Annotated in this window: 11 protein-coding genes and 1 pseudogene; 7 read left to right on the plus strand and 5 right to left on the minus strand. The window is 70.2% G+C overall.

What is annotated here, in order from left to right:
* The 4 genes and pseudogenes from FV223_RS09940 to FV223_RS30240 form a co-directional block, all read left to right on the plus strand.
* Positions 1-221 (plus strand): annotated as a pseudogene (locus tag FV223_RS09940) (RimK family alpha-L-glutamate ligase); the annotation flags it as partial.
* Entirely contained in the window at positions 221-1,069 is an 849-nt protein-coding gene (locus FV223_RS09945; RefSeq protein WP_147726853.1) for a triphosphoribosyl-dephospho-CoA synthase, read from the plus strand. The pseudogene FV223_RS09940 and the gene FV223_RS09945, both read left to right, overlap by 1 nt.
* A gap of 222 nt (positions 1,070-1,291) precedes the next feature.
* Positions 1,292-1,804, plus strand: a complete 513-nt coding sequence (gene fae / locus FV223_RS09950; RefSeq protein WP_147726855.1) for a 5,6,7,8-tetrahydromethanopterin hydro-lyase — start codon at positions 1,292-1,294, stop codon at positions 1,802-1,804.
* A 216-nt stretch (positions 1,805-2,020) separates the two neighbouring features.
* The gene (locus tag FV223_RS30240; RefSeq protein WP_187274654.1) at positions 2,021-2,194 is read left to right on the plus strand and encodes a hypothetical protein; all 174 of its coding nucleotides are present in this window, start codon (positions 2,021-2,023) and stop codon (positions 2,192-2,194) included.
* Positions 2,195-2,458: 264 nt separating this feature from the next.
* Here the strand turns inward: FV223_RS30240 and ccrA are convergent, their stop codons facing one another.
* Together ccrA and FV223_RS09960 are read right to left on the minus strand one after the other, a co-directional pair.
* Positions 2,459-3,760, minus strand: a complete 1,302-nt coding sequence (gene ccrA, locus FV223_RS09955) for a crotonyl-CoA carboxylase/reductase (protein ID WP_147726857.1) — start codon at positions 3,758-3,760, stop codon at positions 2,459-2,461.
* Positions 3,761-3,966: 206 nt separating this feature from the next.
* Positions 3,967-5,439: a catalase gene (locus FV223_RS09960; RefSeq protein WP_147726859.1), complete on the minus strand. Its 1,473-nt coding sequence runs from the start codon at positions 5,437-5,439 to the stop codon at positions 3,967-3,969.
* 302 nt (positions 5,440-5,741) lie between these two features.
* Here FV223_RS09960 and FV223_RS09965 point away from each other — a divergent pair, with 302 nt between their 5' ends.
* The 3 genes from FV223_RS09965 to FV223_RS09975 all read left to right on the plus strand — a co-directional run bounded on the left by FV223_RS09965 (position 5,742) and on the right by FV223_RS09975 (position 9,791).
* Positions 5,742-7,784 (plus strand): protein meaA, encoded by a 2,043-nt coding sequence (locus tag FV223_RS09965; protein ID WP_147726860.1) that lies wholly within the window; start codon positions 5,742-5,744, stop codon positions 7,782-7,784.
* A 79-nt stretch (positions 7,785-7,863) separates the two neighbouring features.
* Positions 7,864-8,871, plus strand: a complete 1,008-nt coding sequence (locus tag FV223_RS09970) for a glycosyltransferase family 4 protein (RefSeq protein ID WP_147726863.1) — start codon at positions 7,864-7,866, stop codon at positions 8,869-8,871.
* Entirely contained in the window at positions 8,868-9,791 is a 924-nt protein-coding gene (locus tag FV223_RS09975; RefSeq protein WP_246686378.1) for an NAD-dependent epimerase/dehydratase family protein, read from the plus strand. The genes FV223_RS09970 and FV223_RS09975 overlap by 4 nt, the downstream gene beginning before the upstream one ends.
* 8 nt (positions 9,792-9,799) lie before the next feature.
* On the opposite strand, the gene FV223_RS09980 is transcribed toward FV223_RS09975, so the two are convergent.
* The 3 genes from FV223_RS09980 to FV223_RS09990 form a co-directional block, all read right to left on the minus strand.
* Positions 9,800-10,087 carry a hypothetical protein gene (locus FV223_RS09980; RefSeq protein ID WP_147726866.1) on the minus strand — a complete coding sequence of 96 codons (288 nt, stop codon included), beginning with the start codon at positions 10,085-10,087 and terminating at the stop codon, positions 9,800-9,802.
* 76 nt (positions 10,088-10,163) lie between these two features.
* Complete coding sequence (locus FV223_RS09985) at positions 10,164-10,499, minus strand: PepSY domain-containing protein (RefSeq protein WP_243935642.1); 336 nt, start codon at positions 10,497-10,499, stop codon at positions 10,164-10,166.
* A gap of 108 nt (positions 10,500-10,607) precedes the next feature.
* Positions 10,608-11,891: SDR family NAD(P)-dependent oxidoreductase (locus FV223_RS09990; protein WP_147726868.1), on the minus strand; the 1,284-nt coding region annotated here is incomplete at its 5' end.

The following is an 11,891-nucleotide window of genomic DNA, read 5'->3' on the forward strand; positions in this document are numbered from 1 at the left end:
CCGAGCTCGCCGAGGCCGCCGCCGCCGCGGTCGGCGTCGACTACACCGGCATCGACCTCGTCGAGGACGGGGAGGGCGGCTTCCTCGTGCTCGAGGTCAACTCGATGCCGGCATGGTCGGGGCTGCAGAAGGTCTCGGAGGTCGACATCGCCGGGGCGGTGGTGCGCGGCTTCCTCGCCGCCGTCCGGTCCGCGCGCCGGCCGCGGCTCGTGGTCGCCTGATGCGCCTCGCGCCGGAGGCGATCGCGGCCTCGTACCAGGCGGCGTGCCTGGCCGAGCTCGACGCCCTGAAACCCGGCAACGTCCACGCCTACGCCGCCGGCCATCGCATGGCGGTGGCCGATTTCACGACGAGCGCCGCGGTGTCGGCGCCCGCCCTGGCACGCGGCGGAGCCGCGCTCGGCGCACGGGTCCGCGACTCGGTCGCGGCGACGGTCGCGGCGGTAGGACAGAACACCAACCTCGGCATCCTCCTGCTCTGCGCGCCCCTGGCGCTGGCCGCCGAGCGGGGAACCACCGTGGCCGAGGTGCTGGCCGGCCTCGAACCGGCGGATGCGCAGGGCGTCTTCGACGCGATCTGCCTCGCCAACCCGGGCGGGCTCGGCCGGGCCGGACGGCACGACGTAGCCGCGCCGGCCCCGGATTCCCTGGTGGCGGCAATGCAGGAGGCTGCTCCGCGCGACCGCATCGCCCGCGCCTATACCGACGGCTTCGCCGACCTCGTCCGGGTCGGCCTCCCGGCTCTGGCGGCCGCGCGCGAAAAGGATCTCGAACCGGCCTGGTGCACCACCGCCGTGCACCTCGCCTACCTGCAGGCGTTTCCCGACAGCCACGTGGCGCGCAAGCACGGCGCCGACCGGGCGGAGGCCGTGCGGTCCGAGGCCGTGGAGGCGCTTACAGGCCTCGACCTGCGCGCCCGACCTGTGGAGCGCCTGCTGGCGCTGGACGCGGCGTGGAAGGCCGCCGGGATCAATCCCGGCACCAGCGCCGATTTCACCGTCGCCACGCTGTTCTGCGATGCCCTCGCATCCGCGGGCGCCCGCGTCGCGGACCCTGTGGGCGTCCTCTGAAAAAGTTCCCGCCGTCAAGCGCCGGGCCGCACTTTTAATATCGATTTCAGCGCGTTGCCATGGGTTGTGACGGGCCGGACCGCGCTGTAGGGTCCGCGCCGCTATCCGGGCTAACCGGCCCGGCTTTTCCAAGGCCGGGCGTCGCGAACAAGGATGGCTTCCGGCCGCGCCCGTTTCGACGGGCCGCGGTCCTTGAGTTTGGAATCCAGGGAGAAAACCCGAATGGCAAAGATCACCAAGGTCCAGGTCGGCGAAGCCCTCGTCGGCGACGGCAACGAGGTCGCCCACATCGACCTGATCATCGGACCGCGCGGTTCGCCGGCCGAGACCGCCTTCTGCAACGGCCTCGTGAACAACAAGCACGGCTTCACCAGCCTGCTCGCGGTCATCGCGCCGAACCTGCCGTGCAAGCCCAACACCCTGATGTTCAACAAGGTGACCATCAACGACGCCCGTCAGGCCGTCCAGATGTTCGGCCCCGCCCAGCATGGCGTCGCCATGGCCGTGCAGGACGCCGTCGCCGAGGGCATCATCCCCGCCGATGAGGCCGACGACCTGTTCATCCTGGTCGGCGTGTTCATCCACTGGGAAGCGGCCGACGACGCCAAGATCCAGAAGTACAACTACGAGGCCACCAAGCTGTCGATCCAGCGCGCCGTCTCCGGCGAGCCGAAGGCCGCCGCGGTCACCGAGCAGCGCAAGTCCGCGACCCACCCCTTCGCCGCGAACGCTTAGATCGGGGACAGTCCTGGGCAGAGCGCGCCTCCGCCCGCACCGCGGGGCCTGCTCCAGCGACTGGCCTCTATCTTCCTCGGACGATAGAAACACGAAGGCGGGACGGCGAAAGCCGCCCCGCCTTCTTTCGTTCGTCGCGTTCCCTTGCGATCCGCCTGCCCCGGGCGAGCCAGATCCGGGCACGCCGACCCCGACCACCCCGACGCGAGGCCCGGCATGAGCGAGACGAGCAACACCTTCAAGAAAGCGCCCAAGCGCAAGAAGGAGAAGGCCCGCACGGTTTCCGTCTCCCCGGAGATGCGGCAGGCCTACGCCGACCTGATCACCGAGAAGGCGACCAAGCAGGAAAGCTACGGGCGCCACCTGCCGGGGACCGAGACGAAGCGGTAGCGCGGACGGCACGCTGCATGACCGGCTCGAACCCTCGTCGGGTCGCCCGTCGCGGACGTGCGGTGCATCCCCTCTCCCGACCCTCGCTCACGCGAGGCCTACCCTCCCCGCGGAGGGGGGAGGGTGGGCGCAGGCGCCTCGACGCGATGCGTGACAATGGCCCGGACGGGAGCGTGCCACGACGCGCCGCGCGCGAATCCCTCGGCCAAAGAAAGACCCGCGCCCCCTGAGGGACGCGAGTCTTAAAGCTTCGAAGAGTTCGCGTCAGCCGCGCGGAAAACCCGCCGCCTCGATCACGTCCTCGACCGTCCGCAGGCCGGCGCGCGGAGAATTGACGAGGCAGGCCATGTTGCCGGGCGGGTGCTGGTTCTTCCACATCTTGGTATGCGCCTGCGGGATCTTCTCCCAGGGGAACACCTCGCTCATGCACGGGTCGACCCGGCGGTCGATCACGAACTGGTTGGCTGCCGAGGCCTGCTTGAGGTGGGCGAAGTGCGAGCCCTGGATGCGCTTCTGGCGCATCCAGACGTAGCGGGCGTCGAAGGTAATGTTGAAGCCGGTGGTGCCGGCGCAGAACACCACCATGCCGCCGCGCTTCACCACCAGCGCCGAGACCGGGAAGGTCGCCTCGCCCGGGTGCTCGAACACGATGTCGACGTCGTTGCCCTTGCCGGTGATGTCCCAGATCGCCTTGCCGAACTTGCGGGCTTCCTTGGTCCAGGCGTTGAACTCCGGCGAGTTCACCTTGGGCAGCTGGCCCCAGCAGTCGAAGTCCTTGCGGTTGATGACGCCCTTGGCGCCGAGGCTCATCACGTAGTCGCGCTTCGACTCGTCCGAGATCACGGCGATGGCGTTGGCGCCGGACGCGGCGCAGAGCTGGACGCCGAACACGCCGAGGCCGCCCGAGGCGCCCCAGATCAGCACGTTCTGGCCGGGGCGGACGGTGTGCGGCGCGTGGCCGAACAGCATGCGGTAGGCGGTGGCGAGCGTCAGCGTGTAGCAGGCGGCCTCCTCCCAGGTGAGGTGCTGCGGCCGCTTCATCAGCTGGCGCGACTGCACCCGGCAATACTGGGCGAACGAGCCGTCGGGAGTCTCGTAGCCCCAGATCCGCTGCGAGGACGAGAACATCGGGTCGCCGCCGTTGCACTCCTCGTCGTCGCCGTCGTCCTGGTTGCAGTGGACGATGACCTCGTCGCCGACCTTCCAGCGCTTCACCTTGGCGCCGACCGCCCAGACGATGCCGGACGCGTCGGAGCCGGCGATGTGGTACGCGGCCTTGTGCACGTCGAAGGGCGAGATCGGCTCGCCGAGGCCGGCCCAGACGCCGTTGTAGTTCACGCCGGCGGCCATGACGTAGACCAGGACCTCGTCGTCGCCGATGTCCCAGACCGGCAGCACCTCGAGCTGATGCGAATCCTCCGGCGGCCCGTGGCGCTCGCGGCGGATCGCCCAGGCATACATCTTGGCGGGCACGTGACCGAGCGGCGGGATCTCGCCCATCTCGTAGAGGTCCTTGACCTCGCCCGTCCCGGCGCTGGCCGGTTGCAGTGCCGCGCTGGCAGCCATCGTCTCTCTCCTGAATCCGTTTCGTGCCCGCTCGCGGTTCTGACGACGCCGCGGTTCCGGCCTAGCGCTATAACGGCGAAGGATGAGGCGTCCAAGGGTCTGCAAGTCGTCCGAAAGGCCAGGAGTACGGTGTCCGACAAGAAAAAAGGCGCCGGCTCATGCCGACGCCTTCTGGATACAAAATTAACTTGGCGGCCACCCAAAAACTATTCGGCGGCGGCCTTGCTCGTCTCGATGCCGAGACCTTCCGCGACCCCGCGGCCGAAGTCGGGATGCACCCTGTACCAGTGCCCGATCATCCGATCCTGGATGTGGCGCGGCGAGTCGCCCATCGAGGTGACGATGTTCTCCACGAGCCGCTTGCGCTCGCCGTCGTCGAATACCTTCGTCCATAGGTCCCGCGGCTGGCCGTAGAGGTCGGCGTCGTCGCCCGGCCAGCCGTAGCGGCCGGCATCCCCGGTGATCCGCAGCGGCGGCTCGGCCACCGACGGATCCTCGACCGGCCCGCCGAAGGAGTTCGGCTGGTAGTCGACCTGCGCGCCGTGGTTGCCGTCCGTGCGCATCGCGCCGTCGCGATGGTAGGTCTGGACGGCGGCCTTCTTCGCCTGGTTCACCGGGATCTGCTGGTAGTTGATCCCGAGGCGGTAGCGGTGCGCGTCGCCGTAGGAGAGCAGGCGGTTCTGCAGCATCTTGTCCGGCGAGAAGCCGATGCCGGGCACGACGTTCGAGGGCTCGAAGGCCGACTGCTCGATTTCGGCGAAGTAGTTCTCCGGGTTCCGGTTGAGCTCCATCTCGCCGATCTCGATCAGCGGATAGTCGCCGTGCGGCCAGACCTTGGTGAGGTCGAACGGGTTGATGCGGTAGGTATCGGCGTCGAGCTCGGGCATCAGCTGCACCGAGACCTTCCACTTCGGGAAGTCGCCCTTCTCGATCGCGGTCGAGAGATCGGCGGCCGAGTAGTCCGGATCCTCGCCGGCGATCTTGTCGGCTTCCGCCGCAGAGAAGTTCTGGATGCCCTGCTGGGTGTGGAAGTGGAACTTCACCCAGTGCCGCTCGCCAGCCTCGTTCCAGAGCGAGAAGGTGTGCGAGCCGTAGCCGTTCATGAAGCGGGCCGACTTCGGCGTGCCGCGGTCCGAGTACAGGATCATGACTTGGTGGATCGCCTCGGGGGAGAGGCCCCAGAAGTCCCAGCGGCGCCAATGGGGTTTCAGGTGGGTGCGCGGATCGCGCTTCTGGGTGCGGATGAAGTCGGAGAACTTGATCGCGTCGCGGACGAAGAAGATCGGCGTGTTGTTGCCGACGAGGTCCCAGTTGCCTTCCGAGGTGTAGAACTTCAGCGCGAAGCCGCGCGGATCGCGGGCGGTGTCGGCCGAGCCGGATTCGCCGCCGACCGTCGAGAAGCGCGCCACCATCGGCACGTCCTGCCCGACCTCGGTCAGCACCTTGGCACGGGTGTACTGCGACAGGCTCCGGGTCAGCCGGAAGGTGCCGTAGGCGCCGTAGCCCTTGGCGTGGACGACCCGCTCCGGGATCCGCTCCCGGTTGAAATGCGCCATCTTCTCGATGAGATGGTAATCCTGCATCAGCACCGGGCCGCGGGTGCCGGCGGTGAGCGAGTTCTGGTTGTCGGAAATCGGGTTTCCGAACGCCGTCGTCAGACGGGGCGAGGTGTCTGCCATCGTGCAGGGCTCCTTTGATTGGTGATCCGCGTGGTCGGGCGCGCACGCCGCGCGTCCAGGTCCGAATGCGGCCAGCCAACGCGCGTCGAGCGGTTTGGAACCGTTCGAAACCGCGGCGGTGCCACCGATCCCCGTCAAATTTCCTTGATGTCGACCCTGAGATTTTTGCGGGCGCCTTGCCGTCCGGTGACGGGCGCCGGCCCTTCGCATGAGATGACGGCCCGCGACGGCTTCGCTACGGTGCGCCGCAAGGGGCGGGGCGAGCGAGCCGCGCGACGAACGGATCAGCGGAGACGGGTGACATGAGCGCGAGCGCGAGCGTCGACGGGGTGAAGCGCGACAAGCCTTGGATCATCCGCACCTATGCGGGCCATTCGAACGCCAAGGAATCGAACGCGCTGTACCGGGGCAACCTCGCCAAGGGGCAGACCGGCCTGTCGGTCGCCTTCGACCTGCCGACCCAGACCGGCTACGACCCCGACCACGAGCTGGCGCGCGGCGAGGTCGGCAAGGTCGGCGTCTCGATCGCCCATCTCGGCGACATGCGGACGTTGTTCGACGACATCCCGCTCGTCCAGATGAACACCTCCATGACGATCAACGCCACGGCGCCGTGGCTGCTGTCGCTCTACCTCGCGGTGGCGGAGGAGCAGGGCGCGCCGTTCTCGGGGCTGCAGGGCACCACCCAGAACGACATCATCAAGGAGTATCTGTCGCGCGGCACCTACGTGTTCCCGCCGGCGCCGAGCCTTCGGCTGACCAAGGACGTGATCCTGTTCACGACCAAGGAGGTGCCGAAGTGGAACCCGATGAACGTCTGCTCCTACCACCTGCAGGAGGCCGGGGCGACGCCGGTGCAGGAGCTGTCCTACGCGCTCGCCATCGCGATCGCGGTGCTCGACACCGTGCGGGACGACCCGAACTTCGATGCCGAGAGCTTCCCGGAGGTGTTCGGGCGGATCTCGTTCTTCGTGAACGCAGGCCTGCGGTTCGTCACCGAGATCTGCAAGATGCGCGCGTTCTCCGAGCTGTGGGACGAGATCGCCCAGGAGCGCTACGGCATCGACGACCCGAAGAAGCGGATCTTCCGCTACGGCGTGCAGGTGAACTCGCTCGGCCTCACCGAGCAACAGCCTGAGAACAACGTCCACCGCATCCTGATCGAGATGCTGGCGGTGACGCTGTCGAAGCGGGCGCGCGCCCGTGCGGTGCAGCTGCCGGCCTGGAACGAGGCGCTCGGCCTGCCGCGCCCGTGGGACCAGCAGTGGTCCATGCGGATGCAGCAGATCCTCGCCTTCGAGACCGACCTGCTCGAGTACGACGACATCTTCGACGGCTCGAAGGTGATCGACGCCAAGGTCGAGGCGCTCAAGGTCGAGACACGGGCAGAGCTTGAGCGCATCGGCGGGATCGGCGGCGCGGTCGCCGCGGTCGAGACCGGCGCGCTCAAGCGGTCGCTCGTCGAATCCAATGCCCGCCGCATCTCGGCGATCGAGGCCGGCGACCAGATCGTCGTCGGCGTCAACAAGTGGCAGCAGGGCGAGCCCTCGCCGCTCACCGCAGGCGAGGGCGCGATCTTCACCGTGTCCGAGACGGTCGAGATGGAGGCCGAGGCCCGCATCCGGGACTGGCGCGCGAAGCGCGACGACAACGCCGTCGGCAAGGCGCTCGAGGAGCTCGAGGCGGCGGCGCGCTCGGGTGCCAACATCATGCCGGTCTCGATTGCCGCCGCGAAGGCCGGCGTCACGACCGGCGAGTGGGGGACGCGCCTGCGTGAGGTGTTCGGCGAGTACCGCGCGCCAACCGGCGTCACTCTTCAGACCGTTTCGTCCGGTGCCGCCGAGGAGGCCAAGCTGCTGATCGCCGATCTCGGCGAGCGCCTCGGCGAGCAGCCGCGCCTCGTCGTCGGCAAGCCCGGCCTCGACGGCCACTCGAACGGCGCCGAGCAGATCGCGCTGCGCGCCCGCGACGTCGGATTCGACGTGACCTACGACGGCATCCGCCAGACCCCGGCCGAGATCGTCGCGAAGGCGAAGGAGACCGGCGCCCACGTGGTCGGCCTCTCGATCCTCTCCGGCAGCCACGTCCCGCTGGTGCGTGACGTGAAGGCGAAGATGCGCGAGGCCGGCCTCGACCACATCCCGCTCGTGGTCGGCGGCATCATCTCGCCCGACGACGAGCTGGTCCTGAAGAACATGGGCGTCTCGGCGGTCTATACGCCGAAGGACTACGTGATCGACACGATCATGATCGGCATCGCCAAGGTGGTCGAGCGCGCGATCGACAAGACCAACCGCACCGACGGCGCCGCGAAGGGCAAGGACGCGGCGGCGCAGGTCTATTGAGGCGCGAGGCCACCGGCTGCAGCGACACGCGCGCACCCGACGGCTTCACCCGGGCGGCCCGGGAGCGTAGAGCGGCACCATGCTCGCCCCCCTCATCGCGGTTCCGCTCGCCGCGGCCCTCAGCGCCGGCCTGATCGTCCGGCTCCGGCCGCTGCTGGTCCGCTACGCGCTGGCCCGCCCCAACGCGCGCTCGAGCCACACCGAGCCGACGCCGCAGGGCGGGGGGATCGCCGTCGTCGCGGCGACCCTCGCGGTGACGGGGCTGCTGCTCGCCGCGCCGGATGCGGGCCGCGACGTGCTGGTGCTCGGGCTCGGCGCCGTGGTGCTCGCCCTGGTCGGCGCCGTCGACGACATCCGCCCGCTGCCGGCGTCGCTTCGCCTCGTGCTGCAGGCCCTCGTCGTCGCCGCCCTGGTGGCGAGCGTCGACGGACGGCTGGTGCCGACCCTGCCGCTCGCGGTGGAACGGGTGCTCGCGGTGCTCGCCGGGATCTGGTTCGTGAACCTCGTCAACTTCATGGACGGGCTCGACTGGATGACGGTCGCCGAAACGGTGCCCGTTACCGGCGCGCTGATCCTGCTCGGCGGGTCCGGCGCCTTGCCGCCGGCGGCGATCCTCGTCGCCGCGGCCCTGCTCGGGGCGATGCTCGGCTTCGCGCCGTTCAACCGGCCGGTGGCGAAGCTCTTCCTCGGCGATGTCGGCTCGCTGCCACTCGGGCTGATCCTGGCCTGGCTGCTGTACCGGCTCGCCCTCGCGGGCGGCCTCGCCGCGGCGATCCTGCTGCCGCTCTACTACCTCGCCGACGCCACCCTCACGCTGATAAGGCGCGCCGCCCGGCGCGAGCCGGTGTGGCAGGCGCATCGCAGCCACTTCTACCAGCGGGCCACCACGAACGGCATCGCGGTGACCGGCGTCGTCGGACGCGTGCTCGCGCTCAACGCGTGCCTGGCCGCGCTCGCCGGAGCGACCTTGTTTTGGCCCTCGCCGGCCATCACCCTCGGTGCCCTGGCGGTCGGATGCGGTCTCGTCGGATCGGTGCTGGTTCGATTCGCGCGGGCGCCGGCCAAGCACGGAGTGACGACGTCTTGAGCCAACTGATCGCGCTCACCGGGGCGACCGGCTTCATCGGCCGGCACGTCCTGAGAGATCTGACGGCGCGCGGCTACCGCGTCCGCCTGCTGCTGCGGCGGCCGGTGGACGCGATGCCGGAGGGTGCCTCGAGCGCCATCGTCGGCGACCTGACCCGGCCGATGAACATGGCGGCGGCGCTCGCCGGCGTCGATGCGGTGGTGCATTCGGCCGGCCTCGCGCACGCGATGTCGGGCGCACCGGAGGACGATTACCGCACGCTCAACACCGAGGCGACGCGGCGCCTGGCCGAAGCCGCCGCGCGGGCGCGGGTGCGCCGCTTCGTGTTCCTGTCATCGATCCGTGCGCAGACCGGCCCGACCGCCGCCGGGACCGTGACGGAGGCCGACGATCCGGCTCCCACCGACGCCTACGGCCGCTCCAAGCTCGAGGCCGAGCGGGCGCTCGACGCGATCGGCCTCGATTGGGTCGCCCTGCGGCCCGTCCTAGTCTACGGCGCCGGCGTGAAGGGCAACATGGCCGCGCTGGTGCAGCTCGCCCGCTCGCCGTATCCGCTTCCGCTCGGATCGCTGGCCGGCCGCCGGTCGCTGGTCTCGGTCGAGAGCGTGTCGGCGGCGATCGACACGGTGCTGCGGACCGACGCCGCGCTGGACCGGCCGCTGGTCGTCGCCGACCCCGACGCGCCGACGCTCCCGGAGATGCTGACGGCCCTGCGCGCCGGGCTCGGCCGACGGCCCGGCCTGGTTCCGATACCCTCGGCGGCGATCGGGCTGGCCTGCCGCCTGACTGGGCGAGAGGCGACCTTCTCGCGGTTGGCCGAGAATCTGGTCGCGCGCAGCGACGGTTTGGCGGCCCTCGGCTGGGCGCCGGCCGGCACGACGCGGGACGGCCTCGCTCGGCTCGCGCGCCTGTCGGCCTGATCGGCGGATCAGTCGTCCCGGCAGAACGACGGCGCGGTGCCGTCGTCGATCATCCCGCAGCCCCGGGCGATCTCGGATTCGATCAGGGCGCAGGCATTGTCCGCGTTGCAGGGCGGATGGGTCGCCGGGGAGACCGACATGCAGCGCTCGACCAGCCGCTCGGCCTGACGCGCCCCGACGGCGGCGCGGCAACTTTCGGCGCTTGTGGATAAGGCCCCGGGCAGGACGATCGCGAACGCCGCAGCGGCGACGATGGAGCTTCGGCGAAGCGATGCGGCGGCGCGGGACGGCATCATCGAAGGCAGGCCTCGGCCGAAAGAACGCCCCGGCCGCAAGGCCGGGGCTCGATCCTACGACACCGAGGCGATGGCGTCAGCGGCGAACGTCGATCACGTCGCCCGAGCGGCTGTCCACCACCACCGTGATGTCGTCGCCACGACGATCCGATCCGCGAACGATGATGCGCGGCCCGCGGCGGTCGACGTTGTCGACGTCGGCGAGGCCCTCGCGACGGGCGATCCGGATCGCCTCGCCGCGGCTCAAGTCGATGTCGTCGCGGGGCCCGCGGTCGCGATAGCCGGGATCGACGCGAACGCCGCCCGGTCCGATCTGGATGCCCTGCGCCGAGGCCGGCGCAGCGACGCCGAGCCCGGCCACGCCGAGACCGGCGACCATCGTGAGGCCTGCGAGAAACGTCTTCGTCCGCATGAATTCGTCCTTCCTTCGGCACACTCCCTGTACGGAAACTGCGCTCGGTTCGGTCGTCGCCTCAATCGGCGGGGCGTCGAATGGTTCCCGACCGGGAAAGCTCGCGAATCAACAGAGGCCGGCGTCGGCGGTTCCGAGGGCCGGCGCATCCGGGCTCGCCGGCGCCGCCGCGACCGGCTTGTCGAAGCGCTCGCGGAAATGCGGGATCGCCGCCTCGAACACCGCCTCCGCGGCGGCCCGGTCGCCGGCCTCCACCGCCTCGCGCAAGGCCGCCGTCCAGGCATCGAGCCGGGCGCGGTCGGCGAAGACCGGCTTGGCCGCCATCACGCCGTCGATCCCGTCGAGGCTGACGCGGGGCTCCTCGCGCGCGAACAGGATCTCGTTCAGGCGCTCGCCCGGCCGTGCGCCGGAGAACACCAGCTCGATCTCCGCGCCGGGCTCGAAGCCGGCGAGCCGGATCATGCGCTCGGCCAATTCGGCGATCTTCACCGGCTGGCCCATCTTGAGGACGTAGACCGCGGCGCGCTGGTCGGCCGCGCCCGGCGCGAGGCTGCGCGCCTCGCGGTCGGCATGCGAGGCCGCGGTGAGGACGAGGTCGGCCGCCTCGCGCACGGTCATGAAGTAGCGAACCATGTCGGGGTGGGTCACGGTGACGGGGCCGCCGCGGGCGATCTGCGCCTTGAACACCGGCACCACCGAGCCGACCGAGCCGAGCACGTTGCCGAAGCGCACCGCGATCAGCCGTGTCGGGTGGCCGGGGATCGCGGCCTGCTCGGCATCGCGCGCCTGCGCCACCATCTCGGCGAAGCGCTTGGTGACGCCGAGCTGCGACACCGGCTCGATCGCCTTATCGGTCGAGATCATCACCAGCGCGCGGGCGCCGGCCGCCACCGACGCGTCGGCGACGTTGATCGAGCCGAACACGTTGGTCTTGATGCCCTCGCTCCAGTCGCGCTCGAGATAGGGCACCTGCTTCAGCGCGGCGGCATGGAACACGTAGTCGGGCCGGAATTCGGCGAAGACCGCGTGCAGGCGCTCGCGGTCTCGGATGTCGGCGAGCGTCCCGCCGACCTCGGCCTGCGCGTTGAGCAGCGCCGGCTGGCTCAGGATGCCGTGCAAGGCCGGCTCGGAGCTTTCTACCACCATCAGCGCCGAGGCGCCGAAGGCGAGCGCCCGGGCGCAGATCTCGGAGCCGATCGAGCCGCCGCCGCCGGTCACGAGCACGCGCTTGCCGGCGAGGAACCGCTCCAGCCGCGGCCTGTCGATCGCGACGGTGGGGCGCAGCAGCAGGTCCTCGATCTCGAGCGGCGCGAGCTCGGCGTCGCGCATGCCGTCGCCGAGGCTGACCACCCGGGCGAGCGGCAGGCCGAGCCGCCGGGCGCGGGCGATCAG

Source organism: Methylobacterium sp. WL116, from assembly GCF_008039455.1.
Lineage (GTDB): Bacteria > Pseudomonadota > Alphaproteobacteria > Rhizobiales > Beijerinckiaceae > Methylobacterium.

Excerpts from the sequence above, each read along its gene's own strand:
- FV223_RS09945 (WP_147726853.1), top strand. The coding sequence starts at position 221 with ATGCGCCTCGCGCCGGAGGCGATCGCGGCCTCGTACCAGGCGGCGTGC.
- fae (WP_147726855.1), top strand. The coding sequence starts at position 1,292 with ATGGCAAAGATCACCAAGGTCCAGGTCGGCGAAGCCCTCGTCGGCGAC.
- FV223_RS30240 (WP_187274654.1), top strand. The coding sequence starts at position 2,021 with ATGAGCGAGACGAGCAACACCTTCAAGAAAGCGCCCAAGCGCAAGAAG.
- ccrA (WP_147726857.1), bottom strand. The coding sequence starts at position 3,760 with ATGGCTGCCAGCGCGGCACTGCAACCGGCCAGCGCCGGGACGGGCGAG.
- FV223_RS09960 (WP_147726859.1), bottom strand. The coding sequence starts at position 5,439 with ATGGCAGACACCTCGCCCCGTCTGACGACGGCGTTCGGAAACCCGATT.
- FV223_RS09965 (WP_147726860.1), top strand. The coding sequence starts at position 5,742 with ATGAGCGCGAGCGCGAGCGTCGACGGGGTGAAGCGCGACAAGCCTTGG.
- FV223_RS09970 (WP_147726863.1), top strand. The coding sequence starts at position 7,864 with ATGCTCGCCCCCCTCATCGCGGTTCCGCTCGCCGCGGCCCTCAGCGCC.
- FV223_RS09980 (WP_147726866.1), bottom strand. The coding sequence starts at position 10,087 with ATGATGCCGTCCCGCGCCGCCGCATCGCTTCGCCGAAGCTCCATCGTC.
- FV223_RS09985 (WP_243935642.1), bottom strand. The coding sequence starts at position 10,499 with ATGCGGACGAAGACGTTTCTCGCAGGCCTCACGATGGTCGCCGGTCTC.